The 21,469-nt window shown below is 39.6% G+C and carries 17 protein-coding genes; all 17 read right to left on the bottom strand.

Features of this window, described 5'->3' with window-relative positions; all coding sequences use genetic code 11:
* Positions 1 to 347 precede the first annotated feature (347 nt).
* The 17 genes from GR929_RS16185 to GR929_RS16105 all read right to left on the bottom strand — a co-directional run bounded on the left by GR929_RS16185 (position 348) and on the right by GR929_RS16105 (position 21,467).
* Positions 348 to 2,102 (bottom strand): tetratricopeptide repeat protein, encoded by a 1,755-nt coding sequence (locus tag GR929_RS16185; protein ID WP_159521682.1) that lies wholly within the window; start codon positions 2,100 to 2,102, stop codon positions 348 to 350.
* A 96-nt stretch (positions 2,103 to 2,198) separates the two neighbouring features.
* A complete protein-coding gene (locus GR929_RS16180) occupies positions 2,199 to 2,837 on the bottom strand; it encodes a deoxynucleoside kinase (protein ID WP_159521680.1) in 639 nt (212 codons plus the stop codon).
* Positions 2,838 to 3,064: 227 nt separating this feature from the next.
* Positions 3,065 to 3,595, bottom strand: a complete 531-nt coding sequence (locus GR929_RS16175) for a hypothetical protein (RefSeq protein WP_159521678.1) — start codon at positions 3,593 to 3,595, stop codon at positions 3,065 to 3,067.
* Positions 3,596 to 3,751: 156 nt separating this feature from the next.
* Positions 3,752 to 3,946 carry a hypothetical protein gene (locus GR929_RS16170; RefSeq protein ID WP_159521676.1) on the bottom strand — a complete coding sequence of 65 codons (195 nt, stop codon included), beginning with the start codon at positions 3,944 to 3,946 and terminating at the stop codon, positions 3,752 to 3,754.
* Positions 3,947 to 4,021: 75 nt separating this feature from the next.
* Positions 4,022 to 4,231 carry a transposase gene (locus GR929_RS16165; RefSeq protein WP_159521675.1) on the bottom strand — a complete coding sequence of 70 codons (210 nt, stop codon included), beginning with the start codon at positions 4,229 to 4,231 and terminating at the stop codon, positions 4,022 to 4,024.
* 415 nt (positions 4,232 to 4,646) lie between these two features.
* Positions 4,647 to 4,955 carry a hypothetical protein gene (locus GR929_RS16160; protein WP_159521673.1) on the bottom strand — a complete coding sequence of 103 codons (309 nt, stop codon included), beginning with the start codon at positions 4,953 to 4,955 and terminating at the stop codon, positions 4,647 to 4,649.
* Between the two features lie 10 nt (positions 4,956 to 4,965).
* Positions 4,966 to 5,364 (bottom strand): hypothetical protein, encoded by a 399-nt coding sequence (locus GR929_RS21800; RefSeq protein WP_201301037.1) that lies wholly within the window; start codon positions 5,362 to 5,364, stop codon positions 4,966 to 4,968.
* Positions 5,365 to 5,555: 191 nt separating this feature from the next.
* The gene (locus GR929_RS16150; RefSeq protein WP_159521671.1) at positions 5,556 to 6,002 is read right to left on the bottom strand and encodes a hypothetical protein; all 447 of its coding nucleotides are present in this window, start codon (positions 6,000 to 6,002) and stop codon (positions 5,556 to 5,558) included.
* Between the two features lie 10 nt (positions 6,003 to 6,012).
* Positions 6,013 to 11,904: an FG-GAP-like repeat-containing protein gene (locus GR929_RS16145; RefSeq protein ID WP_159521669.1), complete on the bottom strand. Its 5,892-nt coding sequence runs from the start codon at positions 11,902 to 11,904 to the stop codon at positions 6,013 to 6,015.
* Between the two features lie 85 nt (positions 11,905 to 11,989).
* Positions 11,990 to 12,451 carry a T9SS type A sorting domain-containing protein gene (locus tag GR929_RS16140; protein ID WP_159521667.1) on the bottom strand — a complete coding sequence of 154 codons (462 nt, stop codon included), beginning with the start codon at positions 12,449 to 12,451 and terminating at the stop codon, positions 11,990 to 11,992.
* A 5-nt stretch (positions 12,452 to 12,456) separates the two neighbouring features.
* The gene (locus GR929_RS16135; protein WP_159521665.1) at positions 12,457 to 13,083 is read right to left on the bottom strand and encodes a tail fiber domain-containing protein; all 627 of its coding nucleotides are present in this window, start codon (positions 13,081 to 13,083) and stop codon (positions 12,457 to 12,459) included.
* Between the two features lie 931 nt (positions 13,084 to 14,014).
* Positions 14,015 to 14,473: a hypothetical protein gene (locus GR929_RS16130; protein ID WP_159521663.1), complete on the bottom strand. Its 459-nt coding sequence runs from the start codon at positions 14,471 to 14,473 to the stop codon at positions 14,015 to 14,017.
* 360 nt (positions 14,474 to 14,833) lie between these two features.
* The gene (locus GR929_RS16125; protein WP_159521662.1) at positions 14,834 to 16,939 is read right to left on the bottom strand and encodes a prolyl oligopeptidase family serine peptidase; all 2,106 of its coding nucleotides are present in this window, start codon (positions 16,937 to 16,939) and stop codon (positions 14,834 to 14,836) included.
* A gap of 55 nt (positions 16,940 to 16,994) precedes the next feature.
* Positions 16,995 to 17,480 (bottom strand): metal-sensitive transcriptional regulator, encoded by a 486-nt coding sequence (locus GR929_RS16120; RefSeq protein WP_159521660.1) that lies wholly within the window; start codon positions 17,478 to 17,480, stop codon positions 16,995 to 16,997.
* A 54-nt stretch (positions 17,481 to 17,534) separates the two neighbouring features.
* On the bottom strand, positions 17,535 to 19,799 hold the full coding sequence (gene pnp / locus GR929_RS16115; protein WP_235934410.1) for a polyribonucleotide nucleotidyltransferase: 2,265 nt from the start codon (positions 19,797 to 19,799) through the stop codon (positions 17,535 to 17,537).
* Between the two features lie 107 nt (positions 19,800 to 19,906).
* Positions 19,907 to 20,176, bottom strand: a complete 270-nt coding sequence (rpsO, locus tag GR929_RS16110) for a 30S ribosomal protein S15 (RefSeq protein ID WP_159521658.1) — start codon at positions 20,174 to 20,176, stop codon at positions 19,907 to 19,909.
* Between the two features lie 259 nt (positions 20,177 to 20,435).
* Positions 20,436 to 21,467 carry a potassium channel family protein gene (locus GR929_RS16105; protein WP_159521656.1) on the bottom strand — a complete coding sequence of 344 codons (1,032 nt, stop codon included), beginning with the start codon at positions 21,465 to 21,467 and terminating at the stop codon, positions 20,436 to 20,438.
* Between the last annotated feature and the right edge of the window lie 2 nt (positions 21,468 to 21,469).

Genomic DNA, 21,469 nt, shown 5'->3' with positions numbered 1-21,469 from the left:
CCAGAAGAGAATTAAACAATAGCGCGACCAAGTCGGATCAACAAACCACTGATTGCAGATTAGGCTAGAAGCACTAGCCTATAAAACTTCAAGTTCTTATTGAACAACTCTCAGAATAAGCGTGCAGAAATAAGCGCTTTGGCTACAATTAAAGCACCCAATATGAACAGACCTCAAGTACTCCTTTCAAATAAAACCCCAAACACAACTGAATAAACGATCTGAAGATAAAATCACCACAAAAAAAAAACTGGCCGTTTCAAAATAAATTTTGAAACGGCCAGTTTATATAAGTTTCCTAATCCAATAGCACATTGGCTATTTCCGGAGTAGTAAATTGTGAGCGCTTATTTTACAATCTCTTGAAATTTAGCGTCATTCCAGTATTTTGCAAACTCTAAGTCTGTTGCAGCTTTCTCTTTTAATTCAGGCTTCATTTCAACAGCTTTTTCCAGGCTTTCGTACATCAAGTTTTCTTTCGCAGTACGAGCACCTACAACTGCTTTAAAGTATTCTTTCATGTAGCAACCTTCCCAAGTACAGTTTTCCAATGATTTCAATGCGCCATTGTTGTCGCCAGCCAAAATTTTAGCCAAACCTACGTTTGGAGAATCGCTATCGCCGAACAATTTAACAGCTTTGTCGTACTCACCTTTTTTCAAGGCTACAATACCCAAGTTGTAATTTACTTCGTCGCCAGCACCTGAAGCTGCACCGAATAATGACTCAGCTTTTTCAATATCACCACTATGCAATGCAACAGCACCTAAGTTGTTTTTGATGATCGGCTCGCTCGAAGCTAAGCCTTCAGCTTTTTCAAATAATGGTTTTGCTTCATCAAATTTTCCTTGCTGTGCTAATACCATTCCGGCGTTATTATAACCCCTCCAGTCTTTCGGATATACTTTAGAGAAAGAGTTGTAAATAGCTAGCTTTTTGTTTTGATCAGTTGTTAAAGTAGCAGCATAAAGCAATTCAGCTGGGTTCAACGATGAAGGATCAGAATCAGCCAAAGCAGCAATTTCCTCATCAGTTTTCCCAATCAAATCAACGCTAGCTGAAATTTTTGCACGACGTAATTCCGGAAGAATTTTGTCAGCAACTACGGTAAACGCTTGAGACAAATTTCTGATTTCACGCTCACGAACTTCAGGATCAGAATACATAGAAAGAACACGCAAGATCAACTCTTTATCCTGAATGTCTGATTCTTCCATTTTTTCTTTAAAACCTTCCCAATCCTCCGGAGTGAATTTTGTTTTCAACTCAGCCTCAACGTTATCTCTTTTAAGTTGACGAGAAACTACTTTGTTTGAAGATCCTTCGCGTTGCTGTGATAGCTTAGCATTCCAATCCAACTCACCATCAGGAGATGCATAAGCCGAAATCTCAACACCTTTCAATTCCTTACGTTCTGCTTCAAAAGCGTCTTTTGTATAAGCATACAATTTTTCAATGTCATCACCTTTCAGTTCAGTTCCGCGGACATAAGAACTGTTGATCAGGTAATGAATGTCTGCTACATACTGATCAGGAACAACACGTTGAAATTCATCAATATTCGGATCATAAATACCTGTTGTGTTTTTCTCACGTTGAACACCCAAAATAGGAGCAGGATAGTTGATTACCATTTCTGAAGTCGCGATTACACCATCAGCAACTTTGATCGGTTCAAAATCAAGGCTTTTGGTTCCTTGCGAAGCAGTAATGCGAATTTCAAGATCTGACATGCGCATGTCGTCTTTATAATCAACTGCATCTTTATATGAAAAGCTTCCTCCATTTGTGTAGCTGATAACTTTATTGTTGGCATCAACCTTTTCACCCTGCAATGTTACGGGCTCGAATGCTGTTTCACCACCCTCATAGGTTAACACCGGAGTGGCAACCAGGGTCGCTTTTTTGTTGAAGTATTTCGCGGGAAACCGACCATTGATCGCAACATCCACATCGCCACCATGGGCTTCTAATATTTCAGGTGTTACATTAAAATCGATTTGGTCTGCGTTCTTCTTCATCTTTTGTAAGCCAGAACAGCCTGCAAAAAGCACAGCAGCCAGAGCAAAAAAGGCAAGAGGTTTTAAGCTAAATTTTTTCATGTCGACAGTATTAAAATATTTGATTTTATAATTATTCAGTACTCGTTTACAAAATTAGCAATGTTTTAGTGAAATAAAAGAATATTGAACACTTTTTTAATCCATCAAAAACCTGTTAACCCCAGTAGAATAGTCGTTTTCGAAAATAGCAGAACACAATCTTTTATACTGATTTTCATCGGCGACGAAATCAATTTTAGTGGTATCAATAATTAAAATTGGAAACTCATTTTGTTGTTTGAAAAATGAAAAATAGCCAGCTCTGATTCTCTCTAAATAATCGGGATCGATGTTTCGTTCATAATCTCGTCCTCGTTTCTTTATATTCTGAAGCAATTTATCGACATCGGCATGCAAATAAACGTACAAGTCGGGCTTTGGAAGTTTATCGTAAATAATCGTAAAAAACCGTTCGTACAGCAAATATTCATCTCGGGAAAGTGTATTCTGAGCAAAGATTAACGATTTCATGAAGTAATAATCAGAAACCAGAAAGGAGCTGAACAATTCAAATTCACGAATATTGTTTTTCAACTGGTTATAGCGATCTGCCATGAATGACATTTCGAGCGGGAAAGCAAACTTCTCCCTGTCTTCATAAAATTTGGGTAAAAACGGGTTATCCTGGAATCCCTCCAAAAGCTTACGCCCCTTGTAATCATTTGCAATCTGATTAACCAAGCTCGTTTTTCCAGCCCCTATATTTCCTTCAATAACTAAGTAGTCGATTTTCATACCAAAAACGAAGCCCTTATTTTTTGCTCCGGGAACATAAAAGTACAATATTCTCCGGGGAATTATAGCGTTTCAACAGACTTCAAACTGCCCCTCGTTTGAGCGAAGCGAAAACGAGGGGCTAGCTGTTTTGAATTTGTAGCTCATTTCGCAATGCGGTTTGACATCAGGCACCACGCAAATACCTCCGATCCTTTGTTCTCGATGCAATAGTTTATATGACATCATTATCGCTCATTATTATAATACATGTATATATCTTCTGCCTGCCACTGAGCTTTAAAATATTTGCCCGTTACCTTTTTTCTCTTATAACTGAAAACCATAACAGGCGGTGGCTGAGCAGTAATAAAATTGTTAGGCCCAGATAGAATATGATACGCTTTCTTTTTTATGCTATCATTCATTAAGGGAAATCCGCTTCTTTTGGTAAAGAAATTTTCGAGTGAATCTGTTCTTATTAATACCAACCTATCATCTACTGTAAAATAATTGGAAGCATTTACATTTTCGAATGATGGGTCATTTAAAATATAACTGATAGAAAAAACTCCCTTGTTTTTTTCAATCGTTATGATTTTTATCACAAAAACAGTAAATCTTGTGAATTGATCAAGCTCATGGTTTACAAATTGATCTGCTCCAACTTCTATCGCATTTCTTAAATTCTGCCATATCGTTGAGTCCTTTTTATTGATCCCATGAGCATTAGTACTCAAAATGATCAATAACAGTAAAATAGCATTAAATTTTTTCATAATTCCTGAATTTTAGTACGACCAGTATCTGTAAAAGCTTGGGTTCTTAAGCCAAGTATGGGTATCCATAATTGCAAAAGGATTTACTCTGATACCCGGCCTGCCCCTCGTTTGAGCGAAGCGGAAACGAGGGGCTAGCTGTTTTGAGTTTGTAACTCATTTCACAATGCGGTTTGACATCAAGCACCATGCATAGATTTCCAATTCTTTGTTTTCGATGCAGTAGTTTAAGGAATCAGCTATAACAACTCTATATTCTTTTCGTGTAAAGACATCAATCCAGTCAACTACCGTAAAGGTTAAAAAGTAAACAGCATTTTGATCGGTAATAAAATAGTTATCAGCAGACATTTTTGACTGTAAGGTATTAAGAAATGCGTCTCAATGCAATACGTCTGTGTATTGTCGTTACAAACGACTACCAGCTTACCCCTCGTCATCGCTATCGCTAAGACGAGGGGCAGGTGGGGCAGGTGGTGATTCCTGTTTTTCAAATTTACGAATCCATTTTAAAACAGTGCAATGACCGGTGATATGATATCGACGACGCGCCTCTTCTATGCTGAGTTGACCACTCAAAACCTCTGAAACCACTTTGTGTTTTAAGGTTTCACTGTAAGTTTTTAATCCTGACATTAGTTTACTTTTTGCGTAAACCTGTTTTAGGACAAGACAAACACCCCCTCATGGATTTTTGCGGGGGACTAAAAAGTCAAATTTTGGTTATTATTACATATCCTATTCCCATAAGAAAAAATAGAATACTTAGATACCTCAGCAGTATTATTGCTTTATAATAATTCTTATAATCTTTTTATTCTCTAACTTGATATGACTATAATGCAATCCTAAAAAGAAAGAGCTAAAGCCAAATAGGAAACCCAATATTATAAGCATCATGGATTGGTTGTGTTATAAATTAATTGAAATATTTGCAAAGCATCATTCGCGGAATAATTAGAATGTGGTGTATACTTATTCAAAAATCTGGCAAAATCATCAATGGTCATACTTTTTAAGTTAACAGGGGTAGGTGGGGGCAGGATGTTTCTCATTCAATTTTTTCAAATACCTCCTTTATTCTATTTAAATATTCTAGGTATTGTTTTGCAGCAGATACATCTTCATCAGAATTTTTACCGTCGTTAATAAATTCATTTAGCCGATTTTCTAGACTAGTATCATATTTAAGTTCAGAGGCATCAACTTGTCCTCCTGATAAATATTTATCTAATGTACCTGCAGCATAATCATCATACATCCTTAGATCAAAAAGAATGTCTACAAGCCTTTCATTGTCTGACAAATCAGGTGGAAATGGTGTATCATGAAACTTTCTATACGCTTTCTGCATACTCATAATTCTAGATTTAATAATACCAGAAACTAACGATTTTTCCATCAGGTGTAAAAATGCCACCAGGTTGCCCACTTCCAAGTCGAATTCTTAACCCAAGGCTTCCATCTTTTAGCATAATCTCCTGGCCCAGATTCTTATTGGAATTAAAAAAGCCGGCCTGCCCCTCGTTTGAGCGAAGCGGAAACGAGAGGCTAGCTGTTTTGAGTTTGTAACTCATTTCACAATATGGTTTGAACATCAGGCACCATGCATAGATTTCCAGTCCTTTGTTCTCGATGCAGTAGTTTAAGGAATCAGCTATAACAACTTTGTATTCTTTTCGTGTAAAGACATCAATCCAGTCAACTACCGTAAAGGTTAAAAAGTAAACAGCATTTTGATCAGTGATAAAATAGTTATCAGCAGACATTTTTGAATGAAAGGTATTAAGAAATGCGTCTCAATGCAATACGTCTGTGTATTGTCGTTACAAACGACATCCAGCTTACCCCTCTTCACCGCTATCGCTAAGATGAGGGGCAGGTGGGGCAGCTTATTGAACTGCAGATAAAAGCAGGTCTTATTAATTGAAAAGCCCCGGAAGAAACCGAGGCTTTTGTTTCAGTTTGCAATTTTTGTCATTTTACATTCATATCCTTTTTCTTCCACATAAAAATATTCATATTTGACATTTTCATGGACAAAAACAGAATCCCATAAAATCTCATTACAATTAGGGGATCCCTGAATGAAACGGATTATTATTGGAGTTCCAATTGCGATGGGCTTGGCAAATTTTTTAGTAGTTACTTTATATTTCTTTCCATCATAATTTAAGTAGAACCCTGTTGAAACTGCTCTTGTGCCATTACCTAACATGTGTTCTTCGGAATAATATGAATATGATTTTTGAGCCATACCACTATTTTTACTTAGTAATTTTTCACATTTGGAATTTCTGGAAATGAAAAAAAGAAAAATAGCCATAATCAATAATCCAGGGATAATAACAACCAATAATCTTTTTCTATCGATATTTTGAGTGCTCTGCATTCTAATCTTATTCATTTCACTTTTATTAAAACTTATTCAAAATTAGGCTGTTTTGAATATCTTCTCTATTTGGTGCATAATTATTTATATTCTCCCACCAATTTGGTGGCAATGGTACTTCTCCAGGAAGCGTAGGCATTTGCGGACTATCTTTCGGTGTAGGTGTGGTAGCTTTATTGGTAAGCCAACCTGTAAATATTGATGCAGGGACATCCAAGAGTGTACCTAACAAACCTCCTTTTAGTGGGTCTCTTAATAACCAGGGTTTATCAGATAATATTGCATCAGTTACTTTATTTGAATTTCTCGTGGCAACTCCCTGCTTCACAGCAGCAAAAATATATGGTGCCCAAAAGTCATTTCCTCTATTTACATTCCATTTTTTATCATCAGAAAATGGCTTCCAATCATAACGTGCAGAAATCGCAGGCAGCCCATACTCAACTGTGGCTTTTAACAATTTATGTCCCTTCTTGAGTTTGCCCACATTGGCAAGCCCCTGTGAAGCAGCCCCTGCAACAGCACTTACGCCCAAATCTACAATATCAATATCCTTAAAAAACCAATCCTCCGGCTTTCCATTAGGATTTGATAAATAGTTTGTTGCTGCCTGAACAGCATAATCAGTCATCCAGCTAACATCAGCAGCAATCGCTAAAGGTAATAATGGCTGTGCCCCTGGAATAATCGCTGCTAACAACGTAAATATAAACTCCCCACTGGGGTCGGTGTACCTCAGTGGATTATTCAAAGCATAGGAATACCTGTTAAAATTCTGTGTAAAATCAGGCATCTGTACATTCTCATCGGGGCTTAAGAAACGCTCCAACAATGGATCATACAAGCGTCCGTTCATATTAATCAAACCAAATTCAGGCAGGTGCTCGTGGCCGGTAAAACCTCTACCAGCAAACAACTCTTTGTCGTTCGTATCCAGTGTGTAACTCCAATCATTCGCACTTCGTCGTCGCCCCCATGCATCAAAACTATATTCGTCGGCTGATAAATCAGAAGCTTTTACCACGTGGGTAATGCTTCCCAAATAATCGCGCAAAATATAATAAATCACAGGTTGGGTAGTACCCACTTTTACACTTACGGCCGGGGCCGAGTATGCATCGCCGCCCAACCAGGCGTAGTGGGTTTCAGTTGTTCCTACTTTCTCTTTTATGTCCTTGCTGCCGGCATACCAACGGGTGTATTGCTCCACATCGTTTTGTTTCATCACCATTTTACAACGTTGCTGGTCGCTGTTATAGGTAAAAGCAGCAAAATAATCCCCTTCAGTAACATCCTTCACCTGCTGGAACCAGGTGTAATTGATATCTTGCAGGTCGGTTGGCACCAGGTTCGCATCTTTAGCATAGAAGTCGGTAATCTGATAACCATCGTATTCCATCAGGCCCACGTCTTCTTTCCGGATGATGTTTCCGTTGGTTTCGTATCCAAAACCGTTGGTTGCATTACTGTTGCCCCAGATGCTGTCTAATCGGAGGTTTTCATACCCAAAATATTCAGTAAGTGAAGAATGTTTGTTATTGGTACGTGAATTTGGCCAGCCAAATTTTTGGTCGAAACCATAACTGTACTGACACAGGCTACCAATCGTGGCTGACTGGGGCAACCCCTTGTTATAAGCCATAGTAGCTGTAAGGTTGGTACCATATTTAGCACTGGTTATCTGTCCGTATTCATTCATACCATTAATATCCCAAACAATTGTTGTTCCTGCTTTTACTTTTTCAAGAAGCCCTGAATTGGAATCGTAAACATTCTCTTCCACAACTCCTGACGGATGGGTCCGCTTGTACAAATGCCCGATGCCATCATAATCAAAGGTAGTGGAAAAAATTTCTCCGTCAATATTTTCTGTAATACCTGTTAAACGTCCTTTTACACCGGATGTTGCATACGAATAGGTGCGCGTTACAGAACCAGGCGAACTGACACTTGTAAGGTGCTTATAGGTTCCATCATAGGTATAGTCTGTGATTTCTGAACCAGTTGTATGCTTATCGAGGCGTCCGTCGGATTCATAACTATAATTAGTTAAGTCACCTCTGTTATTTCTATGGGTTTTTATTTGCCCATAGGCATTGTACGAATATTCGTTTACCCCGGCGCTGGGGTCGGTAAGTTTAGTCTGGTTCCCGGCTTCATCGTAAAGCATGCTGGTTTCACTATTATCAGGATGAGTTATTTTTTTTACCTGCCCATTGGGGTAATAGCTGTAGTTTATCGTACCTCCAAAGTCATTGGCTTTTGTTAACAGTCCCTGGCTGTCGGTTTCTTTCCAGCTTGTCATCCCTTCCGTGCTTTCAGTTACCCGTTTCCCTGGATAGGTAATATTGGTAATTTTGCCACCTGAATAGGTAATTTTCTTTACCCGGTTTTTGGTGTCGTATTCATACAAGGTATAATCACTGGGTGAAGTAGAAGAACTGGGTTCATACTTTTTACTCAACCGATTTTTGGTGTCGTATGTTGTTAGATTATAAATCCACGAACCACCAAAACCTTTAACATCGTTACGCAACTCCTTCCCTTCTTTATCGTACCAAGTTTTGGATTGCGAACCATCGTTGCCGGTTGTGCTTACCGCGTAAACTTCACCTGTCAAATAGCTATCCGATCCCCAGTTACGGCTCGTTGTCGTCTGAAAGCCGCCAGGGATCAATTTAGTTGCTACTCGTCCCATATTGTCATAGGTATAGGTGGTTTCGTTATCCCGGTTATCGATCTCTTTCTGCAAACGGCCATAAGTATCGTAAGTATAATCCGTTTTTAACCCGACTGGGTCAATCATTTTTTTCAAACGAATTCCGTTTGTTTCATATTCATAATCCGTATCGCGAACTCCTCCGTTACTTGAGTACTTATATTCCTGTGTTAGGTTTCCATGTCCATTGTAGTCATGGTTAATGTAGTACTCCCATGAAGTCCCGACGTGATACCGCACAAAATCGGGTTTTAGCTTCCCATCGTTGTAATAAGTAAAGGTTGTTTTGTCAGAAATAGTAGTCTCGCCGCTTTTTTCATATTTGACGGTTGACTCTTTTAACCTTCCGATGTACCAGCTTACATCTTCGTCATTCGGATAGTAGGTATTTGTAACGGTTTTAGTCACCCCGTTGTCAAATTTCTGTATGGCTTTTTCTAAACTACCTTTGATTATAGGATCGTAGGCATAGGTGCTAGAGTCCTGTTGCCCTTTTAAAACATTACGGTTTAGAGTATAATCAATATAGGGGAAAATAGGATCAACATTGCCAACTGTTTTCGATTTAGTTATGTCATGATCCCACTCATTTCTATTATAACCGACCAAATCATCATCAACATAGCTTTTTGTTGATAGTACTGTTGGATAATAATATGTGGCATCGTAACCGGAGTTTGTTTCGGTTTTGGTTCCCTGGTAGGTGTCCTCTACAACAATCTGTTCGTATCCAAGGGCCCCTTTCCCTTGACGGTGTATTTTTAGCCCTGTATAAGAATAATCCGGAGATACCGCCCCTCCCCCGTTTATCCAATACTCACTTACTACATTTAATGGTCCCATGTAAGTAAAAACCGGAAATGCCGGACTTGAACTGCCTTTAGTATAATCACTGTATGCCCCGTCTAATCTTCGATAGCTTATACTTGTGGTATTATTTAATCCATCGGCGATTCTCGAAAGCAGAATGTTTGTCTTATCATCAAGTATGCCACGATAAAACTGGTTTGTGGATCTGGTGACCAGAATATCAGTCTGTCCGTTTCCATCGTAATCCCCAAGTGTAAAATCCCGGTCTTTGGCATATTCCGATCGATCGTAATATTCGCTACTCATATCAGTTCCATTGGGTTTGGTAATAAAGTAATACTGCCTTGGATTACCGCTTGTATTTTCACTCAAAGCCAATATATCTGTACGGCCATCTCCATTAAAATCACCGGTAAGTACATTGTCATCTTTAAGGTTTGCTTTTTTTCGAGCAATGTAGTTAATCTTGAATCCTGTACCTGTTGACAAACGCATTTGCCAATTTGACCAGTCGGATGTTGTATAGCCGTAAATAAAAATATCCGTTTTCCCATCACTATTGAAATCTCCCACTTGAAAGTGATGATCTTTTTTAGGAATAGATTCAGACTTTAGCAAATTGAGTGTACTTCCATCAATAGCATATACTTTTAATCCATTTGCATCAAAGGTGTACAAATCTGTTTTGCCATCACCGTTAAAATCTCCAAATTTGAGGATATCACCAGGCAAACCTCCAGAACCAGTTATTTTCTCGGAAAAGGATAATGAAGATCCATTGAAAGTAAATCCGAACACTTTCCATGAATTATAAGTTCTAATGAACATATCGTCCAAGCCGTCACCGTCAAAATCTGTTGAAGCATTTTCAATAATTGCATCCTCAATTCTAACTCCTGACAATGTAGAATATGAGTAATATGCTGTGGTGAAATTCTGAGGCGTCTGTATAGAACCGTCACTACTAAGAGCGTAGTAAAAGACATAAAGATCACTCACACCATAACCATAGTGATAAGCCCTCTCAACAAAGCACCTAAACATTAAATCCTGCATCCCATCACCATTTAGATCAGTTGGTATAACCTGATCAATTTCGAATGCAGCACTTCCTGATGTCTTATAAGTGAACCCACCATAATCAGATCCATAATATAATCTCCAGGACTTCCGATTTGATTTGCTTACCGTAAAAATGTCGTCTCTTCCATCTCCGTTGTAGTCTCCCCGATATTGAGTGTAGTTCGTTGAGATGTAACTGTTGTATTCCAAGTAGGGATAATTGGAAACTGAGTTCGTAGGATATTCGTAGGAAAAAGCGGTTGAGTTATACCGACTGTTATTTGTTCCATATTCAACTACCTCATTCAAAACAGAGGTGCTGCCATAGGTTGTACTATGGTAGTTATATTTCAATTCATATTTCTTTATCAGAGTTGAATTGTATCTCATCTCAATCTTGTCGAGAATCAAGTTTTGCTGCAAGGTACCTCCAGCGAAATAGTTTGTTTGTTTATCTGTTCGATCTTTATAATAAAAAGTAACGGAATTGGAACCATACTTTATTTCTGCGAGATAATTATGCCCAAATTGCTTTATGTAATTGTATTCCATGATATTTCCATAAAGATCGGTTCGTTTGTCAACGTACCAGCTTACTTCCTCTGTCAGCCCATCAATGGTTTGGTCAGAGTCTCCTTCATAGCCATATTCAACGGTTTCACCACTTTTGGTCTTGACAAGAAATCGTTTCGGGGTTGAAGTGCCATCAGTAAGACAGGTAATTTTTGAAAAGTTATCAATTTCTGTCCGGTACACCGAGTTGTTGGCGCCATATGAACCGGCAACACAAATCAAACGTTGTCCGTCGAGAGAAAACCTATCTGTTGAAGTTAAGTCTACACCAACATTTGAACCATCGTGATAATAGGTTTTAGGGCTGCGGGTTATAACCGAAAGACCTCCAATATTCCAACCGACCCCTGCAATGCCGTTTCCACCATTGCTTGAATACGTTAATGAAAGAGATGGGGCAAAGCCGCCAACCCCTTCGGGTACCTGAAAAGGAATCGTATAAGTCCCACGGCCTAATGCATCAACATTAAATGCCCCGTTAGTTGCGCCAACAAGATATGATGTGTTTAATGATCGGCTCATTGGGTCAACAGTGCTTGAATAAGAAACAGTTCCTCCCACGACAGGATCTACAATTTCCGCAGTCAATGTGCCTCCGCTAGGAGTATAGGAGTAATTATTGTCGAAAGTGATGCTATTTCTCGCTTGATGGGTTTTTGTTCCAGACTCAGGAGAACCCAATATAATGTCAAATTCCTGGCTGAAACCTGAAACAATACTCATCATCGCAGCGACGATTAATAAATATTTCATTTTCATATGTTTATTATTGATATATTTAGATTAGAACCTACTCAAAATGCAGGTTCTTCCGTGAATAAAATTATGTGACAAGACATTATTCTTTTATGATTTTCCAGTCTGAGCATTCAGAACCGACACAGATAGTCATAACGTACATGCCTGAAGAGAAGTGAGTCAGATCAATCGAATTCCTGGAATTAGGAAAAGCCATACTGCTAATTATTTGCTTCCCTTGAAGATTGAGAACCCGAATCTGAGCTTTATCACCTTCCAGATCCGGCATCTCCACAATTAGATTTCCCTTGGTAGGATTAGGATAGATTTTTATCTGATCAAAACCTATTTTGTCAATTGCAGGTTCGCTTTCATCAAAGGCTATAGGATTTTCGATTGTCGCACTTTTTAACTGCGTCCCAACATATATTCTTTTCTCCCTATTGCCATCATCATCATATGAGAATTGGTAACGATAATAGGTAGTTTGTGCTGTAGCATTGTATTTGGCACCTACGATAAGAAATAGCGAAAATGTCAAAAGAATGGATAGTTTTCTCATGGCAATTATTTTGTAGCATTTTCAAGTTTTTCAATCCTTGCCTTTAAATCATCAATCTCAGCCTGCTGTTCCTGCATGGCTTTAATCAAAACAGGGATAAGCTCGGTATAGCGAATTCCCAATGCACCGTCTTCTCTTTCCGAAACAATCTCGGGGAATACCTCTTGTACCTCCTGGGCTATTAAGCCAAGTTGATCTTTCTCCGCCTTTTCCGCAATCTTGACGTCTGCTTTTTCATTGCCTTTATACGTTGGTTTTAGTTTATAGGAAACAGGTCGTAATGTAAGTAGCTTATTTTTTGCATCCGGAAGATCCTTGACATCGGTTTTTGCGTTGATATCGGACAAAATGGTTGGGGAGTAAGAAAAATAAGCATTAGAAGCAAAGAGGGCTTCCCACATATTTCCATATGTACCTAGTGAGCAGTAGCTAGAATATGAGGGAGATAGTGCTCCATATTCAAAGATTATACTATTGCCACTGTTGGAAACTCGGAAAGTTCCGCTAACATCCAACTGATAACTTGGGCTGGTATTGTTAATACCAACTTTTCCGGTGCTGTTTACTTTAATTTGAGCACTTAACGAACCAACAACCAGGCTGAATACAGCCAGAAGTAAAATCTTTTTCATACTTTTGAATGTTTTTGGGGAGTTGCCGCTCCCAATTAATGAATAATTTGAAAATGAGATACCGCCTTTTGTGCGGTATCTTTCTTTATCTCTTTTTAGTTCCGTTTTTACGTAAAAGGTAACCCTCATAGAACAGAGTCCAATAGCTCTCCCCTCCCACCAATTTAACCATATATATTTATTCATGAGCTATACAGTATAGTTCATCACGAAAACAAAGCAGTTCATGAAAAAATCCTGTTTCAATTTTTTTTTAGAAGAGGCTGATTTGTATTTAGATCAGATTAAAACAAGAAAAAATTTCACTGTTGTCCGGGAAAAATAAAAACTTGGGTGATGCAAGAAACGAATGAAAATAGAACAGTTGATATTCAACAAGATGGAGTTATGGGCTAAAGCCCGGACACTCTGGTGCGATGACTAACCCCGGGATTAATACCGGGTTAGCCCCGGAGTATATCTTCTGGAGCAAAGTTATTGTCAGAAACCGAAGCTCTTTAGCGGAAAATACGAATAGCGGGGTGTTGCCGTTTGTAAACGCTGTCGGAAGTAATACAATTGAACAGCCGGAGGGTAATTTCAGGGTCAAAACATAAACTGGTTCTCATCGGAAGATCAACTTCGAGGAGACAAGCTGAACTAATTTTCATTTTGACCCCGGTTTTAAGGTCAAACTGTAAACTGGTTTTCATTTCGACCTTGAATTTGAGGTCAAATTAAGAACTGCTTTTCATTTCAGACTTGTTTTCAGTGTTAAAACAGGAATTAGTTTTCAAACAGTGTTTGGCCATAAAGCCCAATAAAAGGCCTGTTCTTCTTCCTCCGGCTTTACAAAGGCCGGTTTTCATATAAACCAAGAGATAAAAAAAATCTCCGGAAATGACGGCATCCCGGAGATTTTCTCTTGTTAACAAGGTTCTGTAAATGATTGTTATTTCTGCGTTTTGCCTTGTCTTTGGTACAACTTTCCAAGGTCGTCTACAATTGTTTTGGTTCCCGGAACACTCATGGACGCGGCAATTTTGGCCATTTTGTATATGATGCGGGCTGTTTCGTAGGCTTCGGCGCCGGCCAGCATACGGGTATCGGAGACCATCTCCGTCAAACGGCTTAACTCCCGCTCAACACTGCCCAGGCTTTCATACAATGAGATATCTTTACGGGATTCATCCAACAGGGTTTCATTCGGATTCAGAGCGGGTTCATGTCCGGCATAGTCAATGGCCTTTTCCGTGAACGGGGCGCGCCCGTCATCCATCATGGCCAGTGTTTTCTTTTCTTCTGGTGTTAGCCTCACCAGGAAAGGCATTTTTTCGCGAATCGTTACAATGGACTGAAGGATCAAATCCAGGTCTTCAGCCAATAACTCAACATTAATTTGATTTTCCATTATTTTAAAATTTCAGGGTTAGGATAAAATGATAATTGACGAACCTTAATTAACAAGACATAAGTTATCACATTTATTTTAAATAGAACAAATGTTTCTTAACTATTTTGTTAATAATTTTGATTTGAGATACGTTGCCCTTTGCTATTACATGATTCTAGATCAAATAGTGCGGCAACACTGTCGTGAAAGAAATCGGGGGTGGCCTGCCTGACAATAACGAGATGTGCGAAATGAAATCAAAAAAGGCGGTGAGACTCTAAATAAATAATTGATCTTCATAACAAAAAAAATCCCGGCAGCTTTTTCACTCCCGGGACATCAAAGTACAATATTTCTTGTTGAATTATAAATTCAGCTTTACATCTCAACATCTAAATGATAAAGCATAAACGACCAAACATCGGTATATTCCTCGATCACCTTGGCAGTGGGTTTTCCTGCTCCATGGCCGGCTTTTACATCAATACGAATCAAAGTTGGCATTGGCCCGGTGTGATATTCCTGTAAACGGGCAATGTATTTAAACGAGTGTGCGGGAACAACACGGTCATCATGGTCGGCAGTTGTTACCAGCACCGCCGGATAATCAACTCCTTTTTTGATATTGTGGTAAGGCGAATAACCATGCAAATACTCAAACATCTCTTTGCTGTCTTCGCTGGTTCCATAATCGCCGGCCCAAGCCCAGCCAATGGTAAACTTATGAAAGCGGAGCATGTCCATCACTCCAACAGCCGGCAAAGCCACTTTGAACAAATCAGGGCGTTGATTAATTACCGCACCAACCAGCAAGCCGCCATTCGAACCGCCCATCAAGGCCAGTTTTTCTTTTGAAGTATATTTCTCAGCAATCAAATGTTCGGCAGCCGCAATACAATCGTCGAACACATTTTGCTTATTCAGCTTTGTTCCTGCCTGATGCCAATCCTCTCCGTACTCGCCACCTCCACGTAAATTTACCACCGCATAAACTCCTCCATTTTGCATAAAAGCCATCCGGGTAGCGGAAAATGCGGGTGTCAGGCTGACATTAAATCCACCATAGCCATACAGCAAAGTAGGATTATCGCCATCTAACTCAATTCCTTTTTTGTGCACGATAAACATCGGAACACGCGTTCCATCCTTCGATTCGAAAAACGTTTGTTTTACTACAAAATCATCGGGATTAAACGTTACTGCAGGGCGATAAAACAGCTCGGATTCCTTTTTATTAAAGTCGTACTGGTAAATTTCGCCCGGAGTATTATAGGATGAATAGCTATAAAAAGCAACAGATTCATCTTTTTTACCAGAGAAACCGCTGACACTACCAATTCCGGGTAAATTTATTTTATAATCAAATGTGCCATCATAATTATACACTTCGACGACGCTGTGTGCATTCTCCATGTAATCGGCTACAATTTTACCGCCCACAAAACTTGTCCCTTGCAGTATTTCATCCCCTTCCGGAATAACCTCAACCCAATCTTTCTCTTCGGGTTTGTTGATGTTGATTTTTACCAGGCGGTACTTGGGTGCTTTATAATTGGTCAACACAAACAGATCGTCACCAATATTCTCCTGGGTATGAAATTCATACTCGATTTCTTTCATCAATGGAATGTAATCCGAACCCTTTTTTGAAAGATCTTTTACCGACAGGGCATTCCCATGTGAAGCTTCACTCATGGACACCAGCAAGAAACGCTTATCATCGGTGATTCCTACACCAAACATTCGTTTTGGGTTTGTCTCATCAGCCATAATCAACTCATCTTCTTCCTGCGAAGTTCCCAACTTATGGTAGTATATTTTTTGGAATTGATTGGATGCAGACAACTCATCGCCCTCTTTGGGTTCATCGTAAGCACTGTAGTAAAACCCATTATTATACCAGGCCAGGCCTGAAAATTTCACCCACTCAATATGGTCGCTCAGCTTCTCTCCTGTCTCAATGTTTTTTACAAAAATCTCATTCCAATCGGAACCGGATTTGGCAATCATATAAACGAGGTATTTCCCATCCTCGGACAGTTCAGTCCCGGACAAAGCGATCGTTCCGTCTTCTGAAAAGGTATTCGGATCCAAAACCGCCTGAGCCTTTTCATTCAACGCCTCAGTCATGTAAAGCACACTTTGATTTTGAAGACCATCGTTCTTGAAAAAGAAATATTTACCGGCCTTTTTAAATGGTTTTCCGTGCCTCGGATAGTCCATCAGCTTTGTTAACTGCTGCTTGATTTCGTCACGATTTGGCAACGAGTTTAAATAATCAAAAGTGACATTGTTTTGAGCTTTCACCCATTCGGCTGTTTCTTCCGAATTGTCATCTTCCAACCAACGATATGGATCTTCAACAACGGTTTCGAAATAAGTATCTTCAACATCTCCTTTTTGGGTGACAGGATAATCAATTGTTTGTTTCTTACTGCAAGAACACATCAGTACTATGAATAAAATGTAGTTTAATTTTGTCATGATAATATCTCTTCAAACTTTTCTTAAGCTATCAGTTATGAACCTGTCGGAAATATTACAGTATTTTTTTATTTGCTCTGATCCTGGCATCTTTTTGTCCTCCTATAAACTGCCCAACAAGCAATCCAACAACCAACGGCGGGATAATAAAAAACCAGCGGTCGATCGAAGAAAAGAAGAAGCTTGTTAACAAACCTGAAACTCCGCCAACCAGCGTATAAAAAAAGCTCAACGAATAGCGATAGAAGAATGGCGGGTAAAAGCCGTGTTCCTTTTTCATATGTCGAGCCAACCGATCAATGTGCCGATCGTAGTTTCTTCGGTCTTTCCCGGTGTTATTAACCGCGCTGCTAATCGTATTTAGTTGTTGTTCTATTTCTTTCTGAAATTGCTGGCATTGATCACAATCCTTCGAAAACTCGTCGACCCGTTTTACCATTCGCAGGTATTCTGCCACACGTAAAAAACGCAGGTCGCTATCTTTTGTGCCCGATAATTCTTGCTCAATGCCGGCAGTAATTTTTTGGCTCCATTCACCCATAACTAATGAAAAAAAATGCCCGACAAGCGGGCATTTATATATTTAAACGTTGAACTAATCTCTGTTTTCTCTTGGTGGTCTGCGATCTCCGCGACGATCACGGTTATCGCGATTTCCATCGCGGCCACCGCCATCACGACGAGGTGGACGACGATCGCCTCCACGGTCGCTGCGCTCACGCTCTACATAACCTTCGGGTTTTGGCAACAATGCCTTGCGAGAAAGTTTCAGTTTTCCATCGCGGTCAATGTCCAATAGTTTGACTTCAACTTCTTCACCTACTTTAAGGGCATCCTCAACATTGGATAAACGCTCCCAGGTAATTTCAGAAATATGAAGCAAACCTTCTTTTCCGGGCATAATTTCAACAAAGGCTCCAAAGGTTGTGATATTTTTTATTTTCCCTTTGTAAGTTTCGCCTTTCTCCGGAAGAGCAATAATACGTTTCACACGTTCTTTTGCAGCATCCATGGCTTCTTTGTTCAAACCCGAGATTTCAACCCAACCAAAGTCATCTCGTTCTTCAATAACGATAACGGTGTTGGTTTCTTCCTGCATTTGCTGAATATTTTTACCTCCAGGTCCAATGATTGGTCCAATCATATCCTTCGGAATCTGAATGGTTTCAACACGTGGAACATTTGGTTTGTATTCTACCCGAGGTTCAGGAATAACTTCAAGAATTTTTCCAAGGATATGTTCACGACCTTCTTTGGCCTGATGCAAAGCTTGTGACAACACTTCGTATGAAAGTCCGTCAACCTTAATATCCATTTGGGTTGCTGTAATGCCTTTTTCCGTTCCGGTTACTTTGAAGTCCATATCACCCAAGTGATCTTCATCACCCAGAATGTCTGAAAGTACCGCGAATTTATCTGAGTTTTTATCGGTAATCAATCCCATGGCAATACCCGAAACCGGACGTTTCATATTCATTCCGGCATCCATCATACACATGGTTCCGGCGCAAACTGTTGCCATTGATGATGATCCGTTTGATTCCAAAATATCAGAAACAACACGAACAACATATGGAAAATCTTCAGGAATCATACGCTTCAAGGCACGGAAAGCCAGGTTACCATGACCAATTTCGCGACGTCCTAATCCACGAGGTGTTTTCGCATCACCAACACAAAATGGGGGAAAATTGTAATGCAACAAGAATCGTTCAGTTCCCTGGAACGTTACGTTATCAATCTTTTTGATATCCATTTTGGTTCCCAAAGTGATTGAAGAAAGCGACTGTGTTTCGCCACGAGTAAAAATGGCTGAACCATGAGCTCCCGGCAAATAATCAACTTCTCCCCAAATTGGACGAATTTCATCTGTTTTACGACCATCCAAGCGAATACCTTCATCCAAAATCATGCGACGCATAGATTCGCCCTCGACTTTGTGAAAGTATCGACGGATAAGCTTTTCATCTTGAACTAAGTCTATTTCCTCGTTTTCAGCATTTTCTTCAAGGTACTTCTCAACATAGTCATCTACAATTTTAGCAAATGACTCAATGCGAAGTTGTTTATCTTTTAGTTGCTGTTTTGCAATATCGTAACAAGCATCAAATAAGTCTGCTTCTACTTTAGCTTTCAGTTCTTCGTTGTTTACTTCGTGACAATACTCACGTTTAACAACACCAACTTCGGCAGCTAACTCTTCCTGTACTTTACAGTGTATTTTAATGGCTTCGTGAGCAACTTTAATGGCTTCAAGCATCTCTTCTTCTGATACTTCATCCATCTCACCTTCAACCATCATGATATTGTCGTAAGTGGCAGCTACCATAATATCAATATCGGCTTCAGCTAGCTGCGTGCTACTTGGGTTAACAATCATTTCGCCATCAACGCGTCCAACACGCACTTCGGAGATCGGCGCTTCAAAAGGAACGTCAGACACAGCGATTGCTGCTGATGCAGCCAATCCGGCCAATGAGTCGGCCATAACGTCTTTGTCATAGGAAATAAGGCTGATCATTACCGCAGTTTCAGCGTGATAATCGGCAGGAAAGAGTGGACGAAGGGCACGGTCTACCAAACGGGCAACCAAAATTTCATCGTCACTCGGACGAGCTTCACGTTTTAAAAACCCACCAGGGAAACGACCTGCAGCAGAAAATTTTTCGCGGTAATCAACTGATACCGGCATAAAATCAACATCTTCTCTGGCTTCTTTAGCTGAAACCACAGTGGCCAGCAACATGGTGTCACCCATTCTAACGACAACTGCACCATCAGCTTGTTTGGCTAAACGACCTGTTTCAATCGTAATTTGCCGGCCATCGCCGAGGTCAATTGTTTTAATAATTTGATTCATAATCAATTTTTGTGATAAAATTTAACAATACGAACTTTGTCGAATGGTGGTGGGGATTTCAAAAATAAGAAAAGGCAATAAATATATTGCCCTTTCTGTGTATAAAATTATCGACGTAATTTCAATTCTTTTACAATTGCACGATATCTTTCGATATCTTTCTTTTTAAGGTAGTCAAGCAAACTACGACGTTTACCTACCAAACGAACCAACGAACGTTGAGTGCTGTAATCTTTTTTGTTCTTTTTCAAGTGCTCGGTTAAGTGAGAGATCCGGTATGAGAACAAAGCGATTTGCCCTTCGGCTGTACCCGTGTCTTTCGCATCTTTACCAAACTTTTCAAAAAACTCTTGTTTCTTTTCTGAAGTTAAATACATTTTTTTAATATTTAAAAGTGATACAATTTTTAAACCGTTGCATCGCATTCAATAACAACCGCTTAAAATTAATTTCAAAACTAGCGCAAAAGTAATCAAAAAACTTTGATTTTCAATCTCATGGTGAGAAAAATAGGTAATAGCTGTTGAAAATGGTTCTTGTTTAATACTTACTTTTATTAGAAAATACGCTCCTCTTCAATTTCGCAAAACAACTACGTGCATCCAACGCAAGCCAGAACCATTTAATATTGAAGCGTTACGAATACTTAGGCGATTCCAGCGACTCTCTGAAAGACTTCACCTGTTCGGGCGAACCAATCACAAACAGCTGATCGCCACGACTCAATGTCAAATTTGGGTCAGGATTAAACACATACTTGGCACCACTAATTTTAATTCCAATAATATTGACTCCCGAAGAATCTTCACCTTTCAATATACTGATAGGCTTATTTACAAAATAATCAGCCATGTTACTACAGTTGATTTCCTCTAAACTAACATCTTTACTTTTCTGCAGTAAAATGTATTCGAGAAACTCAACCACATCAGGCTGAGTAACTAATTTAGCCATTCGCTGCCCCCCGATCCGTTCGGGCATAATAACATTCGTTACTCCGGCACGTTTCAGCTTCATATCCGATTCCATTTCAGAAGCGCGGCTTACAATTCGCAAACTCGGATTCATACTTCGGGCAGTAAGAGCAACAAAAACATTATCGGCATCATTCGGGGTTGTGGCAATCAAGGCTCGCGCCCGATCAACACCAGCCTTTTTCAGAACCTCCTCATGGGTTGCATCTCCCTGAATGTAAAGCAAACGAACATCCTTTCGGATCCGTGCCAAAACATTTTCGCGTCGTTCGATGATCACAAATTCAACTCCATGATCACGCAGCTCTATGGCCGCTTGTTCTCCGTTACGTCCGTAACCGATAATAATAACATGATCTTTCAATTTCACGATTTTTTTATCCACGCGATAGGTTTTTAAATAGTTCATTAATTCGCCATCGAACACAAAGCTGGCCATACTTGAACCGACATATGCCAAACTACCCAGGCTGAAAAATATTAATCCGGAAGTGAACAACTTGCCACCATCAGACAGCGGATGAATTTCGCCAAAGCCAACTGTCGAGACGGTGATAATAGTCATAAAGAACGCATCAATCAGCGAAAAATCTTCAATGTACCAAAAGCCAGCCGTTCCAAGCGAAACCATGAAAATCAGCAAAAAAATACCGGTTTGGATTGTTCTATGTGAAACTTCCTGAAATTTATTCATGG

This window comes from Sunxiuqinia indica, from assembly GCF_009847015.1.
GTDB lineage: Bacteria > Bacteroidota > Bacteroidia > Bacteroidales > Prolixibacteraceae > Sunxiuqinia > Sunxiuqinia indica.
Note: the sequence above shows the minus strand (reverse complement) of the source record. Positions and strands in the feature narration are given on the sequence as shown.